This window comes from Verrucosispora sp. FIM060022 (genome assembly GCF_003977705.1).
GTDB lineage: Bacteria > Actinomycetota > Actinomycetes > Mycobacteriales > Micromonosporaceae > Micromonospora > Micromonospora gifhornensis.
Window position 1 is genome coordinate 59,910 of sequence record NZ_RQIV01000012.1, and the last position, 24,319, is coordinate 84,228.

At 70.9% G+C, this 24,319-nt stretch carries 23 protein-coding genes; 15 read left to right on the top strand and 8 right to left on the bottom strand.

The window, feature by feature from the left end; all coding sequences use genetic code 11:
- Nucleotides 1-106: 106 nt before the first annotated feature.
- Nucleotides 107-1,078: a C40 family peptidase gene (locus EG812_RS25540; protein WP_013735560.1), complete on the top strand. Its 972-nt coding sequence runs from the start codon at nt 107-109 to the stop codon at nt 1,076-1,078.
- Nucleotides 1,079-1,180: 102 nt separating this feature from the next.
- On the opposite strand, the gene EG812_RS25545 is transcribed toward EG812_RS25540, so the two are convergent.
- Nucleotides 1,181-2,170 (bottom strand): sigma-70 family RNA polymerase sigma factor, encoded by a 990-nt coding sequence (locus EG812_RS25545; protein ID WP_086011300.1) that lies wholly within the window; start codon nt 2,168-2,170, stop codon nt 1,181-1,183.
- Nucleotides 2,171-2,616: 446 nt separating this feature from the next.
- A complete protein-coding gene (locus EG812_RS25550; protein WP_050814651.1) occupies nt 2,617-3,531 on the bottom strand; it encodes a MurR/RpiR family transcriptional regulator in 915 nt (304 codons plus the stop codon).
- Between the two features lie 197 nt (nt 3,532-3,728).
- On the opposite strand from EG812_RS25550, the gene EG812_RS25555 reads away from it, so the two are divergent.
- A complete protein-coding gene (locus EG812_RS25555; RefSeq protein WP_013735563.1) occupies nt 3,729-4,424 on the top strand; it encodes an SDR family NAD(P)-dependent oxidoreductase in 696 nt (231 codons plus the stop codon).
- Here the strand turns inward: EG812_RS25555 and EG812_RS25560 are convergent.
- Nucleotides 4,409-5,164 carry a dTMP kinase gene (locus EG812_RS25560; protein WP_415878006.1) on the bottom strand — a complete coding sequence of 252 codons (756 nt, stop codon included), beginning with the start codon at nt 5,162-5,164 and terminating at the stop codon, nt 4,409-4,411. The two genes, EG812_RS25555 and EG812_RS25560, sit on opposite strands and share 16 nt — an antisense overlap.
- 101 nt (nt 5,165-5,265) lie before the next feature.
- On the opposite strand from EG812_RS25560, the gene EG812_RS25565 reads away from it, so the two are divergent.
- From EG812_RS25565 to EG812_RS25580, 5 genes are all read left to right on the top strand, one after another.
- A complete protein-coding gene (locus EG812_RS25565; RefSeq protein ID WP_269764269.1) occupies nt 5,266-5,913 on the top strand; it encodes a nucleotidyltransferase family protein in 648 nt (215 codons plus the stop codon).
- A complete protein-coding gene (locus EG812_RS25570) occupies nt 5,910-6,182 on the top strand; it encodes a hypothetical protein (protein WP_013735566.1) in 273 nt (90 codons plus the stop codon). Before EG812_RS25565 ends, EG812_RS25570 begins: the two co-directional genes overlap by 4 nt.
- 10 nt (nt 6,183-6,192) lie before the next feature.
- Nucleotides 6,193-6,969, top strand: a complete 777-nt coding sequence (locus tag EG812_RS25575) for a metallophosphoesterase family protein (protein ID WP_013735567.1) — start codon at nt 6,193-6,195, stop codon at nt 6,967-6,969.
- Complete coding sequence (locus EG812_RS29365) at nt 6,960-7,103, top strand: GPGG-motif small membrane protein (protein WP_007464364.1); 144 nt, start codon at nt 6,960-6,962, stop codon at nt 7,101-7,103. Before EG812_RS25575 ends, EG812_RS29365 begins: the two co-directional genes overlap by 10 nt.
- 174 nt (nt 7,104-7,277) lie before the next feature.
- Complete coding sequence (locus EG812_RS25580) at nt 7,278-7,778, top strand: TspO/MBR family protein (protein ID WP_013735568.1); 501 nt, start codon at nt 7,278-7,280, stop codon at nt 7,776-7,778.
- A gap of 54 nt (nt 7,779-7,832) precedes the next feature.
- Here EG812_RS25580 and EG812_RS25585 read toward each other — a convergent pair whose 3' ends face one another.
- Nucleotides 7,833-8,630: a M23 family metallopeptidase gene (locus EG812_RS25585; protein WP_013735569.1), complete on the bottom strand. Its 798-nt coding sequence runs from the start codon at nt 8,628-8,630 to the stop codon at nt 7,833-7,835.
- A gap of 254 nt (nt 8,631-8,884) precedes the next feature.
- Between EG812_RS25585 and EG812_RS25590 the strand changes: the two genes are divergently transcribed.
- The 5 genes from EG812_RS25590 to EG812_RS25610 all read left to right on the top strand — a co-directional run bounded on the left by EG812_RS25590 (nt 8,885) and on the right by EG812_RS25610 (nt 15,129).
- Nucleotides 8,885-10,237 (top strand): ABC transporter substrate-binding protein, encoded by a 1,353-nt coding sequence (locus tag EG812_RS25590; protein WP_013735570.1) that lies wholly within the window; start codon nt 8,885-8,887, stop codon nt 10,235-10,237.
- A gap of 71 nt (nt 10,238-10,308) precedes the next feature.
- A complete protein-coding gene (locus tag EG812_RS25595) occupies nt 10,309-11,361 on the top strand; it encodes a carbohydrate ABC transporter permease (protein WP_013735571.1) in 1,053 nt (350 codons plus the stop codon).
- Nucleotide 11,362: 1 nt separating this feature from the next.
- The gene (locus tag EG812_RS25600) at nt 11,363-12,325 is read left to right on the top strand and encodes a carbohydrate ABC transporter permease (RefSeq protein ID WP_013735572.1); all 963 of its coding nucleotides are present in this window, start codon (nt 11,363-11,365) and stop codon (nt 12,323-12,325) included.
- 57 nt (nt 12,326-12,382) lie between these two features.
- Nucleotides 12,383-13,417 carry a LacI family DNA-binding transcriptional regulator gene (locus tag EG812_RS25605; RefSeq protein WP_013735573.1) on the top strand — a complete coding sequence of 345 codons (1,035 nt, stop codon included), beginning with the start codon at nt 12,383-12,385 and terminating at the stop codon, nt 13,415-13,417.
- Between the two features lie 83 nt (nt 13,418-13,500).
- Complete coding sequence (locus EG812_RS25610) at nt 13,501-15,129, top strand: glycoside hydrolase family 13 protein (protein ID WP_126713049.1); 1,629 nt, start codon at nt 13,501-13,503, stop codon at nt 15,127-15,129.
- Between the two features lie 148 nt (nt 15,130-15,277).
- Here EG812_RS25610 and EG812_RS25615 read toward each other — a convergent pair whose 3' ends face one another.
- The 3 genes from EG812_RS25615 to xylA form a co-directional block, all read right to left on the bottom strand.
- A complete protein-coding gene (locus EG812_RS25615; protein WP_126713050.1) occupies nt 15,278-16,702 on the bottom strand; it encodes an MFS transporter in 1,425 nt (474 codons plus the stop codon).
- Between the two features lie 126 nt (nt 16,703-16,828).
- The gene (gene xylB, locus EG812_RS25620; RefSeq protein WP_013735576.1) at nt 16,829-18,256 is read right to left on the bottom strand and encodes a xylulokinase; all 1,428 of its coding nucleotides are present in this window, start codon (nt 18,254-18,256) and stop codon (nt 16,829-16,831) included.
- 10 nt (nt 18,257-18,266) lie between these two features.
- Complete coding sequence (gene xylA, locus EG812_RS25625) at nt 18,267-19,454, bottom strand: xylose isomerase (protein ID WP_013735577.1); 1,188 nt, start codon at nt 19,452-19,454, stop codon at nt 18,267-18,269.
- A gap of 49 nt (nt 19,455-19,503) precedes the next feature.
- Between xylA and EG812_RS25630 the strand changes: the two genes are divergently transcribed.
- Nucleotides 19,504-20,763 (top strand): ROK family transcriptional regulator, encoded by a 1,260-nt coding sequence (locus tag EG812_RS25630; protein WP_126713051.1) that lies wholly within the window; start codon nt 19,504-19,506, stop codon nt 20,761-20,763.
- Between the two features lie 136 nt (nt 20,764-20,899).
- Entirely contained in the window at nt 20,900-22,543 is a 1,644-nt protein-coding gene (locus EG812_RS25635; RefSeq protein WP_199743953.1) for a PP2C family protein-serine/threonine phosphatase, read from the top strand.
- 3 nt (nt 22,544-22,546) lie between these two features.
- Here the strand turns inward: EG812_RS25635 and EG812_RS25640 are convergent, their stop codons facing one another.
- The gene (locus EG812_RS25640; RefSeq protein WP_232510855.1) at nt 22,547-23,098 is read right to left on the bottom strand and encodes a MarR family winged helix-turn-helix transcriptional regulator; all 552 of its coding nucleotides are present in this window, start codon (nt 23,096-23,098) and stop codon (nt 22,547-22,549) included.
- A 93-nt stretch (nt 23,099-23,191) separates the two neighbouring features.
- On the opposite strand from EG812_RS25640, the gene EG812_RS25645 reads away from it, so the two are divergent.
- A complete protein-coding gene (locus EG812_RS25645; RefSeq protein WP_126713052.1) occupies nt 23,192-24,319 on the top strand; it encodes a PP2C family protein-serine/threonine phosphatase in 1,128 nt (375 codons plus the stop codon).

Genomic DNA, 24,319 nt, shown 5'->3' on the forward strand with positions numbered 1-24,319 from the left:
GGCGAGTCGGTCCGGTCGGCCGCCGTCCAGCCGGACGGCACCGGGCTGATGCCGCCGCGGAGCGTCAGCAGGCCCGCGCCGGCCATGGGAGAGGAGCATCGAGCTCTTGTCGCCCCTGTTACACACGCTGCGCGCCCTGACCGTCACCGCGTTCGCACTGGTGCTTATCGCACCCGCGACGGTGGCCCGGGCCGAACCGTCCCCCGCCGAACTGACCCGGCGGATCGACAAGGCGTCCACCGAGTTGGAGAACGTGGTGGAGGCGCACAACGAGTTACGCGAGAAGATCAAGAAGAATCAGGCCGCCGTGGCCCGGCTCCAGGAACGGATCGGTCCACTGGAGCGGCAGGCCGCGCAGAGCCGCGCGGATGTCAGCGAGTTGGCCGCCACCGCGTACAAGACCGGCAACCTCGGCGCGGTCGACGCGTTGCTGCACGGCGGTGACTCGGCGTCGGTGCTGGACCGGCTCGGCACGCTGGACCACCTGACCCGGCAGCGCCAGGCGACCATCGCCGGCTACACCGCCGACCAGCGGCGACTGCTCGACGAGAAGACCCGGCTGGACGTGACGCTGACCCAGCAGGCGGCCCGCTCGCGGGAGCTGAGCACCGCGAAGCGACGGATCGAACGGGATCTGGCCAAGCTGTACGAACTGCGCCGGCAGGCGTACGGCCGAGCCGCCGAGCGTCCGAACAACCGGCCGGACAGCGCCAACGACGCGCCGGCCGTCTCCGGTCAGGCCGGCGTGGCCGTCCGGTACGCCTACGGCGCGCTCGGCAAGCCGTACGCCTGGGGCCAGGACGGGCCGAACGGCTACGACTGCTCGGGCCTGACCTCTGCCGCCTGGCGGGCGGCGGGCCGGTCACTGCCGCACAACACCCGGATGCAGTGGGGGGTGGTAGCCCACATCAGCCGCAGCGAACTGCGCCCAGGTGACCTGGTCTTCTACCGCAGCCTCGGGCACGTGGCGATCTACGTGGGCGGCGGGCAGGTCATCCACGCACCCACCTTCGGGCGGAACGTGGAGAAGCGTGCCGTCGACCTGATGACGCCGTACGGTTACGGCCGGGTGCGCTGAGTTCCACCGCGCGACGAGGCGGCCGGGCGACCGGCCGCAGGCACGACGAAGGGCCGGCGTCCCCCTATCGGACGCCGGCCCTTCGTCGTCATTACTACCAGCTCAGGCCGCTTGCAGACCCTCCGCGCGAGCCAGCTCACGGAGCCGGCCGAGCGCCTGGATCTCCAGCTGCCGGATCCGCTCCCGCGACAACGAGAACCGCGAGGCCACCTCCGTCAACGAGTGCTCCCGGCCGTCCTCGAGCCCGTAGCGAGCCCGCATGATGCCGGCGGAGCGGTCGTCCAGGTGGTTGAGCAGACCCTCGATGCGCTGCCGCTCCAGGCCGGTGAGCACGATCTCCTCCGGCGAGGGCGCGTCGCTGTCGGCGACCAGATCACCGAGGTTGGTGTCGCCGTCGTCACCGACCGGCGTGTCCAACGACACGGTGTCCTGCGACCAGCGGACCAGCTCGTTGACCCGCTCGACGGTCACGCCCAGCGCCGCCGCGATCTGCTCCGGCTCCGGGTCGCTGCCCAGCTCACGGGTGAGCTGCCGGGCCACGTTGCGCATCCGGTTGACGTCCTCCACCAGGTGCACCGGCAGCCGCACGGTGCGCTCCTGCTGGGCGATCGCCCGGCTGATCGCCTGGCGGATCCACCACGTCGCGTAGGTGGAGAACTTGTAGCCACGTTCGTAGTCGAACTTCTCGACCGCCCGGACCAGACCGGTGTTGCCCTCCTGGATCAGATCCAGCATGGGCATCCCGGAACGGACGTAACGTCGGGCGATCGACACGACCAGGCGCAGGTTGGCGCGGATGAACAGGTCCTTGGCCCGCTCACCCTCGGCGACCAGCCGCGTCAGCTCATCCCGGGTGACGCCCTCGGGTACGCGGTCCTCGCCGAGCAGGTGCTCGGCGTACAGGCCTGCCTCGATGGCCTTGGAGAGATCGACCTCCTTGGCGGCGTCCAGCAGTGGCGTCCGGGAGATCTCGTGCAGGTAGACTCCAACCAGGTCGCGCTCCTCGGCAACCTCGTCGGTTCGCATCCCGATGTTCTTGTCCACGTTGCCCACGGTCCCCTCAATCGCGCCGGTTACCCGGTTGCTTGCCATCCCCACGCCCATCAGCCCCTCCCCCGTAACCTCCGCTGTGCCCATCGGTGCTGACATCTACACAACAGATGAGACGTGTCGGGGAATTCCATGTCGTGGGTCGAAAGTGTCACGAATGCCTGATAATCAGCTGAGAGCACGGTCCATGTTTGCTGTCAGCACCCTGTCGGTGGTTGAGTCGACAGGGACCTGCTGAGGTCGACGGATCGACGAGTCACTGACCGTACCGGCCTATGGCAACACCGCCTGGCCGTCGTACACAGCGACCCGGGTCACCACCGTGCTGCGATCCTGGTCACTGCCAAACACGCGTACGCGGACCGATTGGTTCATCCACGCCGGTGGTAATACCCCACACCCTGATGAACAATCCGCACCCCGGTTCTATGCCCGGGTTTGCCCCGCTGCTGGCGCTGATGCCTCGTCCGATGCCATCGCGCCGATGATCATGCCCGCCGCCGGCCGGATTCGACCCGGCGAGAGCGGACCGCCTCGGCGCCGGCCTCCAGTGCTTTTCGCGCCCGGGGTCGGTTACGGGCGGCGACGCCGACGTAAAGGCAATCGACCACGGTGAGCTGAGCAATTCGGCTGGCCATCGCCCCCGAACGATAGGTGGTTTCGCGAGCCGCGGTGGTGAGCACGTGGTCGGCGAGCGTGGCGAGCGGTGACCGCGGGAAATTGGTGAGTGCCACAGTCGTCGCTGCCCTCGACCCCGCCTGCGCCAGCACCTCGATCACGTCGGAGGTGGCACCGGTGTGCGACACACCGACGGCGACGTCGCCGCGCGCCAGCAGGGCCGCCGAGGTCAGGGCGGTGTGCACGTCGGGGAAGCAGAAGGCGGCACGGCCGATGCGGTGCAGCTTCTGTTGGAGGTCCAGCGCCACGAAGCCGCTGGCGCCCACGCCGAAGATGACGATCCGGCCGGCGCCCACGATCGCCTCCACCACCTGCTCGCAGACCGCCGGGTCCAGTTGCTCGGCGGTCTGTTCGACGGCGCGCGCGTCGTTGAAGCCGATTGTCGCGATGATCCGGGCCAGGTCGGCGCCGGGTGGGATGTCCCCGCCGGCGATTCGCCCGTCGGACGGTTCGATGCGCCGGGCCGCCTCGGCGGCGAGCCGGATCCGCAACTGCGGGTAGCCGTCGACGCCCACCGACCGGCAGAACCGGATCACCGTCGCCTCGGACGTCTCAGCGGCGGTGGCGAGATCGGTGATGGTCCGTCGGGCCGCCTCGGCGGGGTCGGCGACCACCAGCCGGGCCACCCGCTGCTCCGCCGGCGACAGGGACGGGAGCAGGCCGCCGATGTGGACGATCAACCCGCTCGGCTCGCCGCTAGCAGAAATCTTCGGAGCCTTCGCCACCAATGGAACTTACTTTCAGTAGGCCGGGAGTGCAATCGCACCGCCGGGCTCGGGACGGGCGCACCGGCAAAGGCCGGCGACCGTCGGACAGCCTGGCATCCGCAGCGCGTACGGCGCTTCCCCCGCAGGGCCGGGCACGGCCGGTCGGGTGGGCCCGGTGCACCCGCCGACCGGTCGGCGGCAGTAGCGTGAGGACCATGGCGGGACGCAGCGTGTTGATCACCGGAGGCACCGGCGGGCTCGGCGCCGCGGTGACCGCGATCTTCGTCGACGCGGGCTGGCGGGTGGTGGCTCCACAACGGAGCCAACCGACGCCGCGCCCCGAGCCGGACGCCAACGCGCCGGTACGGCTGGTCGCGGACCTGACCGACGCGGCCGACGCGGCGCGGGTCGCGGAGGTGGCCGCCGGGGATCCCGAGGCACCGCTGCGGGCGGTGATCAACCTCGTCGGCGGGTACGCCAGCACCGGCCTGGTGCACGAGACTCCGATCGAGGAGTTCGACCGGATGCTCACCCTCAATCTGCGTCCGACTCATCTGGTCACCCGGGCGGCCCTGCCGCATTTGATCAAGGCGGGCGGCGGCGCGGTGGTGTGCGTGGCGTCGCGCGCGGCGGTCGCTCCCTTCCCCGGCGTGGCCGGTTACGTGACCGCCAAGGCCGCGGTGCTCGCCTTCGCCTCGGCCGTCGCGGTGGAGTACAAGACCGCCGGGGTGCGCTGCAACACGGTGCTGCCGAGCGTCATCGACACGCCGAGCAACCGGGCGTCCATGCCGGACGCGGATCATTCCCGGTGGGTGGCACCGACCGAGATCGCCTCGGTGATCCATTTCCTGGCCTCCGACGAGTCCGCGCCGACAAGTGGGGCGACCGTGCCGGTCTACGGCCGGGCCTGAACCGGCACCACGGGAGCGGTGCTCGCGGCGCGTACGCCACACCACAGCGGGTCGGTTCCGGACGGGGAGTCCTCCGCCGCCAACCATCCGGCCAGGTGTCCCCGGATCTCCCGGGCCACCTCGTGGGCGGGCCGGGCCGCGTCGATGACGACGAACGTCGGGTACTCCGGCAGGGTGCGGTAGGCGTGGTCGGCGGCGGCCAGGTAGGTCAGGCTCTCCTGGTCGGTGCCACGTCGCTCGATCCGCCGGTACGCCTCCGCCGGGTCGACCGCCATCAGGAACGTCACCTGCGGTTGCGGGAAGATCCGGTACGCGGCTCGGACGAGACGCTCCCAGCGTCGCCCGCCGTGCGCCCGGAGGCTGGCGTACTGGCAGACGGCGTAGCGGTCCATGATCGCCGTCCGGCCCGTCGCCCAGGAGGTGAGCAGGGCCGCCGCGATGGCCAGCCAACGCAGGACGGACTCCACCAGGAGCATCCCGTCGCGCCCGAGGAGCCGTTGCGCATCCGGCCGGCCCAGCCGGTGGGCCGCCCGACCCAACCACCGCCGACCGCCTGCATTGCGGTGATAGGTGGCGTCATGACCGGCTTCGGTGAGTGTGTCGGCGAGCAACTGGGCCTGGGTGGTTTTGCCGGACCCGTCGATGCCGACCAGCGCCACGGCACGCAGCCGCGCCGCGCGTCTGCTGCTGGACGTCGGTGCCGACCAGGCCGGCCGAGAAGCTCGCGTCGAACTCACCACTCTCGACAGATTATCCGACCGGCGCCCACGGCCTGCGTGTTACCTCCCGGTTAGGGCAGGTTCACGGTGTTCCGCAAGCAGGACAGGTGTGGGCGGGCGGAATGCCGGGTACGGACCCTGAACCCCCCAGGGTGCACCCCCAACGAGTCGACGGGAGAGTCGAAATGGCCGAGCGCGACGACGAAACTCTTCTCCACACCCTGAAGAAGGTCGCCGCCGTGCTCAAGCAGGCCGACATTCCGTTCGCCCTCGGCGGGAGCTTCGCCGTCTACGCCCACGGTGGGCACTCCAGCGAGCACGACGTCGACTTCCTGATCCGTCAGGGCGACGTCGACGCCGCGCTGGAGGCGCTCGTGGCCGCCGGGTTCACCGCCGAGCGTCCACCGGAGGACTGGCTGGTCAAGGTCTACGACGGCGGCCGGATGGTGGACCTGATCCACCGCCCGATCGAGACCCCGGTGACCGAGGAGACCTTCACCGACACGGTGGTGCGGCCGGTGGACGCGATCCACATGCCGGTGCTGTCGGCGACCCAGCTGATGGTGCACAAGCTGCTCAGCTTCTCCCAGCACTACTGCGACTTCGCCCGGGGTCTCCCGCTGGCGCGGTCGCTGCGGGAGCAGATCGACTGGGAACGGGTACGTAAGGACACGCAGCACTCGCCGTACGCGGAGGCGTTCCTGGTGCTGCTGGACAGGCTGGACGTCGTGCCGGACGCCGGCACGGCCGACGGGAGGGGAACACCGTGACCGTGCACGACCCCGGCGCCGGGCCACCCGACGAGTACGTCGAGGCGGAGATCCATCGGCTGCTCACCGAGGATCCGGCGGTGGCCGAACAGGGAATCACCGTGGTCCGTACGGAACGCGGCCTCGTGCTGTACGGCGAGGTGGAGAGCGCGTACCGGCGGAACGAGATCCTGCGCCGGGTGGCCGGACGCTTCCCGGACGTGCCGATCACCAGCGACATCGGGGTGACTCGCGCGCAGGCGCCCACGGAGATCGAGCAACTGCCCTGAGGGAGGTTCGATGGTTATCCGGATCGCCGCCGTGGGTGACGTGCATCTGGACGAGGACGTGGTCGGCCGGTTCCGGCCGGCGCTGGAGGAACTGCCCGACCGGGCCGACGTCCTGCTGCTCGCCGGTGACCTGACCCGGCACGGCACCGAGGCGGAGGCGCGCTGTGTGGCCCAGGAGTTCGGCGGTCTGGGCGTACCGGTGATCGCCGTGCTCGGCAACCACGACCACCAGTGCGACCAGGTACCGCAGGTGATCGGGGCGCTGACGGAGGCGGGGATCACCGTGCTGGAGGGCGACGGGGTGGTGCTCGACTGTGCGGACGGGCGACTGGGCGTGGCCGGGGTCAAGGGCTTCGGTGGCGGATTCGCCGGCCGCTGCGCCAGCGACTTCGGCGAGCCGGAGATGAAGGCCTTCGTACGCACCACGACCGAGAGCGCCGACCGGCTGGCAGCGGCACTGAAGTCGCTGGACTGCGACGTGCTGGTGGCGCTGACCCACTACTCGCCGGTGCCGGACACCCTCGCCGGTGAGCCGTTGGAGATCTACCCCTTCCTCGGCTGCTACCAGTTGGGCCAGGCGATCGACTCCGCGCCGACCGCGCTGGCCCTGCACGGCCACGCGCACCACGGCTCGGAGCGGGGTGTCACCCCCGGTGGGGTCCGGGTGCGCAACGTCGCCCATCCGGTGATCAAGCAGGCGTACAGCATCTTCTATCTGGGTGATCACCTGGATCAGGCAGAGGTTTCCTCAGTCGGCACCGGGGGTATTCAGCAGTCATGGAGCTGATTCTCTGGATTCTCGCAGTTGTACTGGTCGTCGCCGGCATCCTCGCGCTGTTCCGCCGGCAGATCCTCTGGGGCATCGTCCTCATCGTGGTCGGGCTGCTGGTCGGCCCGGGTGGTGTCAGCATCTTCAATTGACGTGGCGACGAAGGCGTCGCCCACAGAAGGACCCGCCGGGGTCGTCGTGACCGGAACTCCGTCCTCCCGACCGGAGCCACCGGGTACGGCGACCCCGGCGTGCTGTCTGCACCGTCCGATATGTCCACCGGGGCGGCAGGTTTGCCGACCCCCTGACGCGGAGAAGCTGCCATCATGCGGATGACTACGGCACGTACCCGACAGCCCACCCGCGGCACCCGACAGTGGTGGGCGCTGGCCGGCTTCGCGGTGGCCGTGTTCGCTGCGGCGGCCCTCGGCAGCCTGGCCGTCACCGGCACCTCGGCCGAGTACGCGAGCCTCGAGCAACCCGGCTGGGCACCGCCGTCGTGGCTGTTCGGGCCGGTCTGGACCGTGCTCTACGCGATGATCGCGGTGGCCGGCTGGCTGGTCTGGCGTCGGGTGGGCTTCGGCCCGGCCCTGATCGCCTGGGTGGTGCAGCTCGTGCTCAACGCCGCCTGGACGCCGTTGTTCTTCGGCGCCGGCCAGTACGGTCTGGCGTTCGCCGAGATCGTGGTGATGTGGCTGGCGATCGGCGTCACCGTGCTGCTGTTCCGGCGGGTCAGCACCCTGGCGACGGCGTTGCTGCTGCCCTACTGGGCCTGGGTCACCTTCGCCGCTGCGCTCAACTACTCGATCTGGCAGCTGAACGGGTGACCTGCCCCGGACACGGCGCTTGTGGCGCCGCGCCCGGGTGCCGTCGAGGTGCCGTCAGCAGCGCGGGACGTTCGGAATGAACCCGTCGTGACCGGTGTAGACGTACGCGTCCGCGATGAACCGGCCCGCGCCGATCCGGTTCCAGATCGAGCTGGTGCCGTACGTGCCGGTGACCGTGGTGCCCCTGGTCTGGCAGTGGATCGTGACTGAGGCGCCGTTGGCGAGCGAGCCGACGGCCGAGTAGCCGGTGCCCGGGCCGGAGCGTACGGTCAGGTTGGCACCGGCGGTGCGCACGGTGCCGGAGCCGGTGTTCGACGAGCAGCCGTTGCCGCTGGTGTAGGTCTTGGTGCCCCAGTACAACGCGAGCGTGCCGCTGAACCGGATCTTGATGTCGGCCCCGTTGAGCCGCTGCTCGTAGTGCAGGTGGGCGCCGCTCGAATTGCCGGTGCTGCCGACCCAGCCGATCACCTTGCCGTAGCCCACCGACTGACCGACGGAGACGTTGAAGCCGCTCAGGTGGGCGTAGTAGGTGTGGTAGCCGTTGCCGTGGTTGATCCGGACGTACTTTCCGTAGCTGCTGCCGCCCAGGTCGGTCACCCGGTCGACGGTGCCGGGCGCGCTGGCCACCACCGGGTCGCCGGCGTCGTTGGTGCGGTTGAAATCGATGGCGTTGGCCGGGCTGTGGCCGCTGCGGGTCTGCCCGGACCACGACTGGCCGCAGGGGAACGGCACCTTGAAGGTCGGCGCGGCCATCGCAGGCGCCGCCGGCACCAGCACACCGACGACGAACAGCACCAGGGCTCCCGCGGCGACCAGCCGGGCCGCGACAGGATTCAGCCACCGATCACGCATCTAGCACCTCCGACGTTGAAACTGCTCAATGGGTGCCAACCAGCGTGACAGGAATCCTTCAGTGTCGATAGATGCCACAACCGCTGGGAGCGCACCCAGCAGCGGTGAGTCGATTTCGGGATTGTTACTCGTCCGTGTCGTCCCAGGGGTGGACCCCGTCGGATGCAAGCGCTTACATGTGAAAACGCCCCATCGGACCGGCGCCAGGATGACCGGATGCGACCCGGCCAGCGCCGGCTAGAAAGGAGGACGGCATGGCGGTCTTTGCCAGGCCACGCCAGGCCCTCGCGATCGCTGGCGTGCTCGGGCTGACGCTCGGCGTCACCGCGTGCGGCACCGGAAGCAGCGACAACAGCGGCGGCAACAACAACGCCGATTCCGCCGAGTGCGCCCCGTACGAGAAGTACCAGGGTCACAGCGGCAAGAAGGTGAACATCTACTCCTCCATCCGCGATATCGAGGCCGACCGTCTCGACCAGTCGTGGAAGGAATTCGAGGACTGCACCGGCATCGACATCAGCCACGAGGGCAGCGGTGACTTCGAGGCCCAACTGCCGGTACGCGCCGACGGCGGCAACGCCCCCGACATCGCGTTCATCCCGCAGCCCGGTCTGCTCCAGCGGTTCGCCGAGCGGGGCCAGATCAAGGCCGCCAGCGCCGACACCAAGGCGATGGCCGAGCAGAACTACCCGGCCGACTGGCTGAAGTACAGCACCGTCGGCGGCACCTTCTACGGCGCGCCGCTCGGCTCGAACGTCAAGTCGTTCGTCTGGTACTCGCCGAAGATGTTCCAGGAGAAGGGTTGGACCGTTCCGACCACCTGGGAAGAAATGATCAAGCTCAGCGACACCATCGCTGACAGCGGCACGAAGCCGTGGTGCGCGGGCATCGAGTCCGGTGACGCCACCGGCTGGCCGGCCACCGACTGGATCGAAGACGTCATGCTGCGTACGCAGACCCCCGAGGTCTACGACCAGTGGACGACGCACGAGATCCCGTTCAACGACCCGCGGGTCGTCGAGGCGGTCGACCGCGCCGGCACCATCCTGAAGAACGAGAAGTACGTCAACGGCGGCTTCGGCGGGGTGCGCAGCATCGCCACCACCGCGTTCCAGGAGGGTGGCATCCCGATCACGGCCGGCAAGTGCGCCCTGCACCGGCAGGCGTCGTTCTACGCCAACCAGTGGCCGGAGAACACCAAGGTGGCCGAGGACGGCGACGTGTTCGCGTTCTACTTCCCGGCCATCGACCCGTCGCGGGGCAAGCCGGTGCTGGGTGGCGGCGAGTTCGTGGTCGCCTTCGCCGACCGTCCCGAGGTGCAGGCGGTGCAGACCTACCTGGCCTCCGGTGAGCACGCCAACAGCCGCGCGAAGATCGGCGACTGGGTGTCGGCGAACAACAAGCTCGACCTGGCCAACGTGAGCAACCCGATCGACAAGCTCTCCGTGGAGATCCTCCAGGACGACAGCTCGGTCTTCCGGTTCGACGGTTCCGACCTGATGCCCGCCGCCGTCGGCGCCGGGACCTTCTGGAAGGGCATGGTCGACTGGATCAACGGTAAGGACACCGCCAGCGTCCTCCAGGGCATCGAGAGCAGCTGGAAGTAATTCCGGTGGTGGGCCGGTCCGCGTTCGCGGGCCGGCCCACCGGCTCCGTGGAGTAACCCCTGGGAGGGTTGATGAACTTCGACTTCGCCGACCAGGCGCCGAAGATGATGATGTTGCTGTGGGGGCTCGTCGCCTTCGCAGTGGTGGTCGGCGGCCTGCTCTTCGTGCTCGACGCGGTGCCGTCCTACTTCGCCAGGCGTCGCGAGGCGCAACTCGTCGCCGCCTCCGCCAGCGGGGCTCCGCTGCCCCGGCGGACCAAGCCCCGCGAGGGGTTCTTCGCGCTGTTCTTCCTGCTGCCGACGGTGTTGCTACTGCTGATCGGTCTGGTGGTCCCCGCGATCCGGACCACCCTGCTGTCGTTCATGGACGGCGGCAGCGAGAACTGGGTCGGCCTGGACAACTACCGCTGGATGTTCGCCGAGGACGCGATCGTCCGGGTACTGCTCAACACCCTGGTCTGGGTGACGTTGGTGCCGCTGGCCGCCACCGCCATCGGCCTGATCTACGCCGTGCTGGTGGACAAGGCCCGGCTGGAATCCGTCGCCAAGTCACTGATCTTCATGCCGATGGCGATCTCGTTCGTCGGCGCCAGCATCATCTGGCGGTTCGTGTACGCCTACCGGGGCGAGGACCAGGACCAGATCGGTCTGCTCAACCAGATCGTGGTCAGCCTCGGCGGCGAACCCCGGCAGTGGCTGCTCGACTCGCCGCTGAACACCCTGCTGCTCATCGTGATCATGGTGTGGATCCAGGCCGGTTTCGCCATGGTGGTGCTCTCCGCGGCGATCAAGTCCATCCCGGCGGACATCGTGGAGGCGGCCCGCCTCGACGGCGTCAACCCGTGGCAGATGTTCTGGCAGATCACCATGCCGAGCATCCGGCCCGCGCTGATCGTCGTGGTCGTCACCATCTCGATCGCCACGCTGAAGGTCTTCGACATCGTGCGGACCACGACCAACGGCAACTACGACACCAGCGTGATCGCCAACGAGATGTACAACCAGGCGTTCCGGTACGGCCAGAACGGGCAGGGCTCCGCGCTCGCGGTGTTCCTGTTCATCCTGGTGGTGCCGATCGTGATCTTCCAGATCCGGAACCTGCGTCAGCAGCGACGGGAGGGCTGAGATGACCACCACCACTCCCCCGGCCGCGGTCGGCGCCCAGCAGAGCGACGGTTCCACCCGGGCCTCACGGGTGCGCAAGCGGCTCAACAGCCGTACGGCGACAGTGGTCGCGATCGTCATCGCGGTGGTCTGGACGATCCCCACCTTCGGCCTGTTCATCTCCTCGTTCCGGCCCGAGGCGGAACTGAAGACCACCGGCTGGTGGACGGCCTTCACCGATCCGCAGTTCACCCTCAAGAACTACCAGGACGTGTTGTTCGGGCAGACCGCCTCGTCGGGGCAGCTCGCCAACTACTTCGTCAACTCGCTGGTGATCACCCTGCCGTCGGTGTTGTTCCCGCTGGCCTTCGCGGCCCTGGCCGCGTACGCGCTGGCCTGGATCAACTTCCGCGGCCGGGACTGGCTCTACATCGGCATCTTCGCGCTCCAGATCGTGCCGTTGCAGATGGCCCTGGTGCCGCTGCTCAGCTTCTTCTCGCGCGGAGTCAGCCTGGGCGGGGTCACCCTGATGCCCGCCTGGAACCTCGACGGCGCACAGAACTTCGCCCAGGTGTGGTTCGCGCACACCTGCTTCGCGCTGCCGTTCGCCGTGTTCCTGCTGCACAACTTCATCTCACAGCTGCCCAAGGATCTGATGGAGGCGGCCCGGGTCGACGGGGCCACCCACCCCAAGATCTTCCGCACCATCGTGCTGCCGTTGGTCGCACCCGCCCTGGCCGCGTTCGCCATCTTCCAGTTCCTCTGGGTCTGGAACGACCTGCTGGTCGCGCTGATCTTCGCCGGTGGCAGCGAGGTCACCGCACCGCTGACCGTGCGGCTGGCCGAACTGGCCGGTACCCGGGGCAACGAATGGCAACGGCTGACCGCCGGGGCGTTCGTCTCGATCGTCGTACCGCTGATCGTGTTCCTGTCGTTGCAGCGCTACTTCGTTCGAGGGCTGCTCGCCGGCAGCGTCAAGGGCTGACCCACCGGTGGTGCCGCCACCACGGCGGCACCACCGCAGGTCGTGAGCGGGGTTACCGTGACGAGGATCGACGATGTCGCCCGGTTGGCCGGAGTCTCCACCGCCACCGTCTCCCGGGCCCTGCGGGGACTGCCCACCGTGTCGGCGGCGACCCGCCGACGGGTGCTGGCCGCCGCCGAGCAGTTGCAGTACGCCGTCTCGCCGAGCGCATCGCGCCTGGCCGGTGGCCGTACCGGTGCCATCGCCGTGGTGGTCCCCCGGATCACCCGCTGGTTCTTCGGGGTGGTCGTCGAGGCGGTCGAGGACTTCCTCCACCAGTGCGGCTACGACCTGTTGCTGCACAACCTGGGCGGGCGGGAACAGAACCGTCAGCGCCTGCTGCACCCCGCCAACCTGCACAAGCGGGTCGACGGCGTGATGCTGGTCGCCACCCCGTTGCGGCCCGCCGACCTGACCGCCCTGACCAGGCTGGACCTGCCCGGGGTGACCGTCAGCTCCGGCACCGACGTGCCCGGCTGGCCCTGCGTACGCATCGACGACGTGGCCGCCGCGCGGCTCGCCACCCGGCATCTGCTGGACCTCGGTCACCGGCGGATCGCGCACATCTCCGGCGACCCCGACGACGAGTTGGCCTTCACCGCGCACCTGGACCGGCGGCGTGGCTACCAGGAGGCACTGCGCGCGGCCGGGCTGCGGCCCGACCCGACCCTCGACGTGGAGTCCGGGTTCGACATCGCCGGCGGCACCCGGGCCACCGAGGAACTGCTGCGCCGAGGTGACCCCCCGACCGCCATCTTCGCCGCCTGCGACGAGATGGCGATGGGCGCGTTGACCGCGCTGCGCGACGCCGGCCTGCGCGTACCGCAGGACGTCAGCCTGATCGGCATCGACGACCACGCGCTCTCCGGCGTGCTCGGCCTGAGCACCATCGCCCAACCGGCGGCCGAGCAGGGTCGGCTGGCCGCCGAGATGTTGATCGACCCGCTTCGCGGGCGAACCCGTGCCGCCGACTGCGGCGCGAACGATCTGCCGGTGATCCTGCCCACTCGGCTGGTCGTACGGGACTCGACCGCCCCACCACGGGCAAACTGATTCGACGGGTCACCGTCGCCCACCGCCGCAACCCGCTCGGACCATGGGAGTACGCCCTGAACGACAACCCGATCCCCCAGCCCATGCCCGCCGTGACGACCACCGGATGGTGGACCGAGGCGGTGATCTACCAGATCTACCCGCGCTCGTTCAGTGACTCCGACGGCGACGGTATCGGCGACCTGCCCGGTATCACCGCCCGTCTGGATCACCTGCGTCAGTTGGGGGTCGACGCGATCTGGCTCTCCCCGTTCTACCCGTCGCCGCAGGCCGACGCCGGGTACGACGTGGCCGACTACCGGGACGTCGAGCCGCTGTTCGGCACGCTGGCCGACGCCGACGACCTGATCGCCCAGGCACACGCCCGCGGGCTGCGGGTCATCGTCGACCTGGTGCCCAACCACACCTCGTCGGCCCACGAGTGGTTCCGGCAGGCCCTGGCCGCCGGGCCGGGCAGCCCCGAGCGGCAGCGCTACATCTTCCGCGACGGGCGGGGACCGGACGGCGCCGAACCGCCGAACGACTGGCAGAGCGTCTTCGGCGGACCGGCCTGGACCCGCGTCGCCGACGGCCAGTGGTACCTGCACCTGTTCGACACCGCCCAGCCCGACCTGAACTGGGACGACCCGCAGGTACGCGCGGAGTTCCTGGACGTGCTGCGGTTCTGGCTGGACCGTGGCGTGGACGGCTTCCGGGTGGACGTGGCGCACGGCCTGATCAAGCAGGCCGACCTGGCCGACTGGCACGAGCCGCAGGAGATCCTCTCCGGGCAGGAGGTGGACAAGCCGCGCCCACCGATGTGGGACCAGGACGGCGTACACGAGATCTACCGCGACTGGCGGCGGCTGCTGGACAGCTACCCCGGCGAACGGGTCCTGGTGGCCGAGGCGTGGGTGGAGCCGGCCGAGCGACTGGCCCGCTACGTCCGCCCCGACGAGATGCACCAGGCGTTCAACTTCGAGTACCTGCTCGCCTCCTGGACCGCCCCGGCCCAGTACGCGGTCATCACCCGCTCGCTGGAGGCCACCGACGCGGTCGGCGCCCCCACCACCTGGGTGCTGTCCAACCACGACGTGGTGCGCCACGCCTCCCGGCTCGGCCTGCCGATCGGCACCCCGCGCCCCAACGGCATCGGCATCGGCGACCCGCAGCCGGACACCGCGGTCGGTCTGCGCCGGGCCCGCGCGGCCACCCTGCTGATGCTCGCCCTGCCCGGCTCGGCCTACCTCTACCAGGGTGAGGAACTGGGCCTGCCGGAACACACCCTGATGCCCGACGAGGCCCGCCAGGACCCGACCTGGGAACGCAGCGGGCACACCCAGCGCGGTCGGGACGGCTGCCGGGTGCCGATCCCGTGGGAAGCGGACGCGCCGTCGTACGGCTTCGGGCCGACGGATGCGAGTTGGCTGCCCCAGCCGGGCGTCTGGGCCGAGTACGCGCTGGACCGCCAGCGTGACGTGCCCGGCTCGACCTACGAGATGTACCGCACGGCGCTGCGCCTGCGGCGTAGCCACGCCTTGGGTCGGGGCACCGTGCAGTGGCTCTCCTCCGGCGACGAGGTGCTGACCTTCCGCAACGGCGACGTGGTGGTGCTCACCAACTTCGGCGCCACCGGCGTACCGCTGCCCGCCGGCGAACTGCTGCACAGCAGCGCGCCACTGGACGAGGACGGCTCGGTCCCCACCGACGTCACCGTCTGGGTGCAGGTGTAAGGAAGGGCACCTTATTAACGCCTCCGGTAGAGGAAGGGCACCTTATTAACGCTGTCCTGGCAAGCCTGGCGGGATGTACGGCCAGCACGACGGATCGTGTTAAAAAGGGGCCCTTCCTCTACACCAGACGTTAAGAAGGTGCCCTTCCTTACAGCTTCTCCGCGCGGGTGTGCAGCAGGTCTGCCACGTCGGCGATGTCCTTGGGTGAGGTGCGGGCGGCGAGCCAGTACATGATGCCGGTGGGGATGAAGAAGAGCTGGAAGGCGGCCAGCCCGACCGCGTAGTTCAACGGCGGCGGGAACGCCGCCCGCAGGGCGTGGAAGGCCACCCCGACCAGCCCGTTCCCGGCCGCCCGTCCCACCCCGTTGACCAGGTTGCCCAGGCTGTAGACAGTGCCCCGGTGCTCCGGCGGGTTCGCGTCGGCGATCAGGGCGAACCAGTTCGGCGAGTTCGCCGAGGTCAGCGCCAGCGCGAGCAGCGCGGTGAGCAGGCTCAGCCCGACGGTGGGCTCGGTGACGACGCTGGCCAGCACGGCCCGTACCACCGTGCCGGTGCCGGCGCCGTCGGGCACGTCGATACGGATCGGCACGAAGAAGAGCACCAGGTAGAACGGCACCGCGGCGAGCACGCCGACCGCGGCGACCATGGCCCGACCGGAGGGCGTACGCCGTTGCAGCGCGTCGCCGACCAGACCACCGACGATGGAGAGCACCCCACCGAGTTGGAACAGGGTGGCGAAGACGCTGCCCACCACGATCGCGGTCGCCATCGAGTAGCCCTGGTCCTGGGCCCGTTCGGCGAACAGCACCGGCAACCAGACGAGCGAACCGAAGGCGGCCTGTGCGGTGAGGCCCTGCAGGATGAGCCAGCGGTTGGTCCGGCGGTGGAGGATGACGGGCAGGTCGCGGCGGCTGATCCGGTAGTCGTAGTCCGCGCCGCCGGCCAGCGCGTCGGCCAGTTCCGGTTCGCTCTGGCCGCGCCGGATGTCGTACGTGAGCAGGTAGGCCACCGTGGCGACCAGGCCGACGACGGTGAGCAGCAGGAACGGGCGACGCCAGTCGGCCGCACCGAGCAGCCCACCGACCAACGTGCCGGCCAGCGTGCCGGCCCCCTGGGACAGCCCCCAGAAGCTCATCACCAAACCCCGTCGACGCGGCGAGATCAGGTCGGTGACCACCGAGAAGCCGACCGAGCCGACCGCACCCAGCCCTACCGCGGCGAGCAGCTGCGCGGCCAGAAAGGTCGGATAGCTCCCGGCCAGACCACTGCCACCGGTCCCGACGGCCCAGATCAGGGTGCCGATCATCAGCAGCGGTTTGCGGTTGGTGCGGTCGCCGAAATAGGCCCAGCCGACCGCCGCCACCGCGCTGACCAGGAAGCTGACCGCGGTGACCAGGCCGAGCAGGCGCTGCGGTACCGCGAAGGACTCCGCGATCGCGCCGTACAGCGGTGGCACCAGCCCGATCGCCACGTTGTCCAGCGAGGCGAGCAGCACGAACACGACGACGCTGTAGAAGCGGTGCGCCGCGTTGCCACCCCACACCCGTGGGGCGCGGCCCGTGGTCGACGTCATGCGGGCAGCCAACCAGGACGCGACGACGGACCGATCACCGGCCCACCCCGTCGTGCGGGACGAATCCCCGGATCGAGTGGCTTCACCCCCGTCGGGAGCCACTCGATCCGGGGGTCGAGGGATGGATCACCCCTGGGCCAGGCGGTCCAGGTGGTGATCGCGGGCCTGCGCGTAGCGCTCCCGAATGGCCGGGACCGGTTCGGCGGCGTACTCCCGGGTGCCGGCGGGCGTCCAGGAGGGCGCCTCCGTCGTGCCGAGCGCCAACCAGGCGGCCTGGCGGGCGGCGCCGTCGGCGACGTACTCACCGGGCGGCGGGACGACCACCGGGCAGCCGAAGACCTGCGCGGCGATTCGGCGTACGGCGGCGGAACGGGCCCCACCACCGACCAGGAGCACCCGGCGGGGCTGCGCGCCCTGGGCGGCCAGCGCGTCGAGACCGTCGGCGAGCGCGCAGAGCATGCCCTCCACGGCCGCCCGCGCCAGGTGCGCCGGGGTCGAGGTCCGCAGGGTCAATCCGTGCACCGCCCCGGTGGCCAGTGGCCGGTTCGGGGTGCGCTCACCCTCCAGGTACGGCACCAGCACCAGCCCGTCCGCCCCGGGCGGGGCGGAGAGCGCGAGGTCGGCCAACTCGTCCAGCCCGACCCGGAGCATCCCGGCGGCGGCGTCCAGCACCCGGGCCGCGTTGAGCGTGGCGACCAGGGGCAGGAACCGGCCGGTCACGTCGGCGAACCCGGCGACGGTGCCGCTGGCGTCGGCGGCCGGGGTCTCCGCGATGCTGAAGACGGTGCCGGACGTGCCGATCGAGACCAGCACGTCACCGGAACCGGCCCCCACCCCGAAGCCGGCAGCGGCGTTGTCGCCGGCACCGGGAGCGAGCAGCGCCGGCGCGGCACCGGACACGGCTGCCGGGTCGAGGTGGCCGGCGGACTCGGCCGGGCCGAGCACGGTAGGCACCCGTACCTCCCGGCCGAGTGCGCGTTCCAGCAGGTCGGGGCGGTACTCCCCGGTCGCCGGCGACCAGTAGCCGGTGCCGCTGGCGTCGCTGCGGTCGGTCCGCAACGCCTCCAGCCCGGGCGCACCGGCCAGCCGCCAGGTCAGCCAGTCGTGGGGCAGGCAGACGGCAGCCACCCGCTCGGCGTTGGCCGGCTCGTGTCGGGCCAACCAGCGCAGCTTGGTGACGGTGAAGCTGGCCACCGGCACGCTGCCCACGGCGTCGGCCCAGAAGCGCCCACCGCCGGCCTCCGCCACCAGTTCGGCGGCGGCGTCGGCCGAGCGGGTGTCGTTCCACAGCAGGGCCGGCCGGATCACCTGCCCCGCGTCGTCCAGGCAGACCATGCCGTGCTGCTGACCGGCGACGGAGACCGCGGCGACGTCGGCCAGTCCGCCGGCGGCCTCGATCGCCGTCTGGAGGGCCGACCACCAGGCCTCCGGGTCGACCTCGGTGCCGTCGGGGTGCGGCGCCCGGCCCTCGCGTACCAGGGTGCCGGTCTCCGCATCCCGGACGACCACCTTGCAGGACTGGGTGGAGGAGTCCACCCCCGCGACGAGCGGCATGCCGTCCGCCTCAGCGTGCGCCGAGCAGGTGCTCGACGGCGAGCTGGTTGAGCCGGACGAAGCCGAAGCCACGGGCGGCGACGGCGTCGACGTCGAACTCCTCGAACGCGCTGGTGTCGGCGAGCAGTTCGGCGTAGCCCTCGCCCTCGCCCAGCGTCGGCACGCCCAGCTCGGCGACCTTGCTGGCGGCGAGCGCCTCGGCCACCTCCGGGTCGGCCCGGAACGCCGCGGCCCGCTCCTTGAGCAGCAGGTACGTGCGCATGTTCGCCTCAGCGGAGGCCCACACGCCGTCGAGGTCCTCGGTGCGGGAGGGCTTGTAGTCGAAGTGCCGCGGCCCCTCGTAGGCGGGCGCGCCGGCCGGGCCGCCGTGCTCCAGCAGGTCGACCAGGGCGAAGGAGTTGAGCAGGTCGCCGTGACCGAAGACCAGGTCCTGGTCGTACTTGACGCCGCGCTGGCCGTTGAGGTCGATGTGGAACAGCTTGCCCTGCCAGAGCGCCTGGGCGATGCCGTGGGCGAAGTTGAGCCCGGCCATCTGCTCGTGGCCGACCTCCGGGTTCAGGCCGACCCGCTCCGGGTGGGCCAGGGTGGAGATGAATGCCAGGGCGTGCCCGACGGTGGGCAGCAGGATGTCGCCGCGCGGCTCGTTCGGCTTGGGCTCCAGGGCGAACCGCAGGTCGTAGCCGCGGTCGATGACGTACTGGCAGAGCAGGTCGACGGCCTCCCGGTAGCGCTCCAGCGCCGCCTGGACGTCCTTGGCGACGTCGTACTCGGCGCCTTCCCGGCCACCCCACATGACGAACGTCTTGGCACCCAGTTCGGCGGCGAGGTCGACGTTGCGCAGCACCTTGCGCAGCGCGAAGCGCCGCACGTCGCGGTCGTTGCTGGTGAAGCCGCCGTCCTTGAAGACGGGCTGCTGGAACAGGTCGGTGGTGACCATCGGCACCACCAGGCCGGTCTCGTCGAGCGCCTTGCGGAACCGGGCGATCTGGGCGTCACGGGTGGCGGCGTCCGACCCGAAGGGGATGAGGTCGTCGTCGTGGAAGGTCACCCCGTACGCGCCCAGTTCGGCGAGTCGGTGCACCGACTCCACCGGGTCGATGGCGGTACGGGTGGCGTGGCCGAACGGGTCTCGACCCTGCCAGCCGACCGTCCAGAGCCCGAAGGAGAACTTGTCGGCGGGGGTGGGACGGGGTGCCATGGCAGACCTCCGGTGATGTCGTCCGCTATTTGTTCAGTGGTTGAATTAAATGGCGGTGATGTGGCAGTGTCAAGAGGTGATCCCAACCGCAGCCCCGGCCGGCGCGGTGCGCCAGGGCAGCCTCCGCGAACTGAACCTCGCCCTCGTGCTCGGCCGGATCGCCGCCGCGCCCCGCCCACCGTCGCGGGCCGCGCTGGCGGCCGAGACCGGCCTGACCCGGGCCACGGTCTCCGCCGTGGTGGAAGACCTCGTCGCCGGCCGGCTGGTCACCGAGGCGGAGCCGCAACCACGCTCCGGTGCCGGTCGACCGGCCCGTGGTCTGGTGCTCGCCGGTGACGGCCCGGCCGGGCTGGGCCTGGAGGTCAACGTCGACTACCTGGCGGCCTGCGTCGTCGATCTCGCCGGTGAGGTCCGACACCACTGCGTGCACCGTGCCGATCTGCGGCCGGTCTCCCCCGCCGACGCGCTGGGCCGGCTGGTGCGGCTGGCCGCCGAGGCCCGCGCCGCCGCCGACGCGCAGGGCCTCATCCTGGCCGGTGCCGCCCTGGGGGTGCCCGGCCTGGTCGACGACGTCGGGCAGGTCCGGCTCGCGCCGAACCTCGGCTGGCGCGACGTGCCGGTCCCCGAGTTGCTGGCCGCACATCCGCCACTGACCGAGGTGATCGACGGCGTGCCGGCGCTGGTGGTGGACAACGAGGCCAACCTCGCCGCGCTGAGCGAGTTGCACGCGGGCGCCGGTCCGGGCAGCTTCCTGCACATCTCCGGCGAGGTCGGCATCGGTGCCGGCATCGTGCTCGACGGCGCCCTGTACCGGGGCGCCCGAGGCTGGAGCGGGGAGATCGGCCATATCCCGGTACGACCGGACGGCCCGCCCTGCCGATGCGGCGGCCGGGGCTGCCTGGAGCGCTACGCCGGGCAGGAGTCGATCCTCTCGGCGGCCGGCCTGGCCGGGGCGGATCTGCCCGCCGACACCGCGCCGAACCGGTTGGCCGAGCTTGCCGGGGCCGGCGACGCGACCGTGCTGCACGCCCTGCACGAGGCCGGCGTGGCGCTCGGGGTGACCGTCTCCAGCGTGATCAACCTGCTGGATCTCGACACGGTGGTGCTCGGCGGCGGCTACGCGCCACTGGAGCCCTGGCTGCGGCCACCGATGCTCGCGGAGATCGACCGCCGGGTGCTGACCGCGGCCTGGTCGCCGGTGACCGTCCGCCCGGCGGCCCTCGGGGCGACCGCCGCCGCCGTCGGCGCGGCCGGATCGGTGGTACGCCGGATCATCGCCCGACCCGTCGCCTGGTTGGCTCGGCTGTAGCGGGCAGCGCGCCGCGCGTCTCGGCGTGTCGGGGGTACTCGGTACCCTTGCTCCACAGCAACGATCACCGTGACCGCAGGAGCGACACCACCGGCATGCGCACCTCTCGACAGCGCAGGACGCGCGGCGGGCATCGATGACCAGCACCCGCGAGGGCCGGGTCGCCGGCCCCGGACGCAGCAAGGGCCCCGGCAGGTCCGCCCGACCGGGGGTGGCCGCGCGCGTCGATCTGGCCGGTGAGCTCCTCGACGGACTCACCGACGCGGTGCTGAGCACCGACGACCACGGGTCGATCGAGCTGATCAACGCGGCCGCCGCCCGGCTGCTTCCCGAACTGCGCCCCGGCGCCGACCTGGCCACCTGCGCGGTGCCCGCCCTGGCGGCGGCGACCGTCGCCGGGCACACCCGCTTCGAGGACGAGCACCACCACCGGCAGCTGCACGGCGTACGGCGGGCACTGGCCGGGGGCCGGTCCGTCTGGTACGTCCGCGACGTCACCGAGGAGCGGGCCCGCAGCGAGGCCCTGCTGAGCGAACGCGGCCGTACCGCCTTCCTGGCCGACGCGGGCCGCCGACTCGGGTTGGCACTGCACCGCGACCAGGCCCTGCGGGCCGCCGCCACCCTGCCCGTGCCCTACCTGGCCGACCTGGCCCTGGTCGTACACCTGCCGGCGGTGCCCGCCGAGCAACGGCCGCACTGGGTCCGGCACGCCGAGCACCAGTCCGGTCCGGTGGCCGGGACGGCCGACTGGAGCCTCACCACCGCCCTGCCGGAGATCGAGGAAGCGCTCGACGGCGGGTTCCCGCCACCCCGGGTGTGGTCGGCCGGTCAGCTGGACCCGATCGTCGCGGCCGACGTCGAACCCGGCGCCACCCTGCTGGTCAGCCCGATGCCCGGGGCCGGTCGGACGGCCGGGGCGCTGGTGCTGCTGCGGCACGCCCGACAAGGCGGGTTCGACCCGCGTGGCATCGACCTGGCCCGCGAGTTCGCCGCCCGCGCCGGCGCCGCCCTCACCATGGCCGAGTTGTACGACGAACAGGCCCACCTGGCGCGGGTGCTGCAGAACAGCCTGTTGCCGCCGGAGCTGCCCGGGATCGTCGGGATGGACGTCGCCGGGGGCTATCGCGCCGCCGGGGACAGCCTGCGGATCGGTGGCGATTTCTACGATGTCCTGCCCACCGACGGCGGCGCGTTGTTCGCCCTCGGCGACGTCTGCGGCAAGGGGGTCGGCGCGGCCGTACTCACCGGCCGGGTACGGCAGTCGTTGCAGACGCTGCGGCTGGTCGAACAGCGACCGCTGGCGCTGCTGCGGCTGCTCAACCAGGCGCTGCTCGACATGTCCGACGCGGCCCGGCGCAGCCAGTTCACCACCCTGCTGCTCGGTACGCTGCGCCGCGAGCCCGAGGGCGGCCTGCGGATCCGGGTCGCCGGCGGCGGGCATCCGGCACCCCTGGTGGTCGACGCCGACGGCACGGTCACCTCGGTACGGGTGGGCGGGATGCCCGTCGGTGCCCTGCCCGACGCCCGGTTCACCGACGTCGACCTGCGGCTGCCGCCCGGTTCGGTGCTGTTCGCCCACACCGACGGGGTCACCGAGGCTCGGGGCGGCCCACACGGTGCGGAGATGTTCGGCGAGCGACGGCTCCGTCAGGCGCTTTCCTCCGGTGCCGGTCTGCCTCCCGCAGCTCTGGTCGACCGGGTGTTGCGCCTGGTCGACGAATGGTCCGCCGGGCAGCGGCACGACGACATCGCGATGCTGACGGTGACCCCGGCCGGCTAACCGTCAGGCCGTCCGGAAGACCGCAGTTTCCCCGTTCGACCAGCTCAGCGGGGCGTCGACGACGTCGCGGACCTCCGACAGATGACCGGTGTCCGGTTCGTCGGGCTGGGGCACCAGCGGCGACACCGGCCGGACCACGCGGGCTCGGGCCGCCTCGTCGAACTCCCGCAGACCACGCAGCAGTGCCTCACGGCCCTCCGGCGTCATGTCGGCCAGGATCGCGGCCAGGTGCTGGCGACGATCCTCGCGCAACTCGTCGAGGAGGCTGCGGGCCTCGGCGGTCAGGTGCAGGGAGATCTCCCGCCGGTCCGCCCGGCCGGGTTCACGCTCGAGCATGCCGGCGGCGACGAGCCGGTCGCAGAGCCGGCTGGCCGAGGAGAGCAGCATGTCCAGCCCGGCGGCCAGCCTGCGCAGGTTGATCCCGTCCTGCCGTTCCACGAGCATGACGGCACGAAGCTGGGCGGTGGAGATCCGGTTCGCTGTGCGCTCCCGGGCACCGTCCCAGACAGTCAGCAGGGCACCCGCCGCGACATCCACCTCGGCAGCCATACTCATCTCGGGTCCTGGAAAACCATGCTGTTCCGCCATCGTGCGCCTGAGCGTACTCCGATTCTGTCGGTCAATGGGCTTGTGATCAAGGAGATAGCCATGAGCGAGCCGGTCGAGCAAGCCCGCACCGTGCTCACCACGGCCCCTGCGGATCTCCTGCTGAGCCGGATCAGAGCGCTGCTCGACCAGGAGTACGGCATCGCGGACGTCGAACTCCTCCAGGTCGACTACCGGCTGGCCGCGCTGCTTCCGCTCACCCCCGGGGAGGCGGTGAGCGAACCGGGACACCCGGCCTGGCGGTGCTTCGACCACCAGAGCCCGGTGTACGTCGACAGCACGGCCTACCTGCCGGTCAGCATGCGCGGCGAACGACGCGGGGTGCTCCGGGTGCACCCGGTCACGGACGAGGGCCTGCTGGCCGACCTCGCCGAGATCGGCACCGCCCTGGCCCACGAACTGACCGCTGTCGACCCCGGAACGGACGTCTACCGCACCGCTCGGCGGGCCCGGCGGCTCACGCTCGCCGCCGAGATGCAGTGGGAGCTGCTGCCGGGGCGCAGCCGGATCCGGCCCTCCTTCAGCCTGGCCGGGCAGCTGGAACCGGCGTACGCGGTACGCGGTGACAGCTTCGACTGGTCCGACGACGGTGACCGGGTATGGACCGCCACGATCAACGGGATGGGTACGGGTGTCGCCGCGTCGATGCTCACCACGCTGGCCACCAGCGCCCTGCGCAACGCCCGCCGGGCCGGGATCTCGCTGGCCGACCAGGCCGCCCTGGCCGACCAGGCGATCTACGCCCTGCACCGGGGCGAGCAGCACCTCGCCACGCTGCTGGTCGAGGTCGACCTGCACAGTGGGCTGCTCACCGCCGTCGACGCGGGCTCGCCCCGGCTCGTCCTGCTTCGCGACGGCGAGGTCAGCGTGCAACCGCTGGAGGCGCAGTTCCCCCTCGGCATGTTCGAGGGGTCGCACTATCGCGAGCAGCACATCCAACTCCGGCCCGCCGACCGACTCTTCATGATCAGCGACGGGGTGCTCGACGCGACCGGGCAGGAGGTTCGCTACGGAGAGAGCGCGTTGGACCGGATGCTGCGCCGCACCGCGCCGATGAGCCCCCTGGACGCGGTCCGCTCCCTGCTGGGCGACCTGCGGGCGTTCGTCGCCGGCGATCTCACCGACGACGCGGTGGTGGTCTGCCTGGACTGGTACGGACCGCAGCCGTGA

What these genes read in the sequence shown, in the direction of transcription:
- EG812_RS25635 (WP_199743953.1), top strand. Translation starts at nt 20,900, where the DNA reads ATGACCAGCACCCGCGAGGGCCGGGTCGCCGGCCCCGGACGCAGCAAG.
- xylA (WP_013735577.1), bottom strand. Translation starts at nt 19,454, where the DNA reads ATGGCACCCCGTCCCACCCCCGCCGACAAGTTCTCCTTCGGGCTCTGG.
- EG812_RS25555 (WP_013735563.1), top strand. Translation starts at nt 3,729, where the DNA reads ATGGCGGGACGCAGCGTGTTGATCACCGGAGGCACCGGCGGGCTCGGC.
- EG812_RS25615 (WP_126713050.1), bottom strand. Translation starts at nt 16,702, where the DNA reads ATGACGTCGACCACGGGCCGCGCCCCACGGGTGTGGGGTGGCAACGCG.
- EG812_RS25630 (WP_126713051.1), top strand. Translation starts at nt 19,504, where the DNA reads ATGGCGGTGATGTGGCAGTGTCAAGAGGTGATCCCAACCGCAGCCCCG.
- EG812_RS25645 (WP_126713052.1), top strand. Translation starts at nt 23,192, where the DNA reads ATGAGCGAGCCGGTCGAGCAAGCCCGCACCGTGCTCACCACGGCCCCT.
- EG812_RS25545 (WP_086011300.1), bottom strand. Translation starts at nt 2,170, where the DNA reads ATGGCAAGCAACCGGGTAACCGGCGCGATTGAGGGGACCGTGGGCAAC.
- EG812_RS29365 (WP_007464364.1), top strand. Translation starts at nt 6,960, where the DNA reads ATGGAGCTGATTCTCTGGATTCTCGCAGTTGTACTGGTCGTCGCCGGC.
- EG812_RS25565 (WP_269764269.1), top strand. Translation starts at nt 5,266, where the DNA reads ATGCCGGGTACGGACCCTGAACCCCCCAGGGTGCACCCCCAACGAGTC.
- EG812_RS25585 (WP_013735569.1), bottom strand. Translation starts at nt 8,630, where the DNA reads ATGCGTGATCGGTGGCTGAATCCTGTCGCGGCCCGGCTGGTCGCCGCG.
- EG812_RS25640 (WP_232510855.1), bottom strand. Translation starts at nt 23,098, where the DNA reads ATGAGTATGGCTGCCGAGGTGGATGTCGCGGCGGGTGCCCTGCTGACT.
- EG812_RS25575 (WP_013735567.1), top strand. Translation starts at nt 6,193, where the DNA reads ATGGTTATCCGGATCGCCGCCGTGGGTGACGTGCATCTGGACGAGGAC.
- xylB (WP_013735576.1), bottom strand. Translation starts at nt 18,256, where the DNA reads ATGCCGCTCGTCGCGGGGGTGGACTCCTCCACCCAGTCCTGCAAGGTG.
- EG812_RS25590 (WP_013735570.1), top strand. Translation starts at nt 8,885, where the DNA reads ATGGCGGTCTTTGCCAGGCCACGCCAGGCCCTCGCGATCGCTGGCGTG.
- EG812_RS25600 (WP_013735572.1), top strand. Translation starts at nt 11,363, where the DNA reads ATGACCACCACCACTCCCCCGGCCGCGGTCGGCGCCCAGCAGAGCGAC.
- EG812_RS25610 (WP_126713049.1), top strand. Translation starts at nt 13,501, where the DNA reads ATGCCCGCCGTGACGACCACCGGATGGTGGACCGAGGCGGTGATCTAC.
- EG812_RS25595 (WP_013735571.1), top strand. Translation starts at nt 10,309, where the DNA reads ATGAACTTCGACTTCGCCGACCAGGCGCCGAAGATGATGATGTTGCTG.
- EG812_RS25580 (WP_013735568.1), top strand. Translation starts at nt 7,278, where the DNA reads ATGCGGATGACTACGGCACGTACCCGACAGCCCACCCGCGGCACCCGA.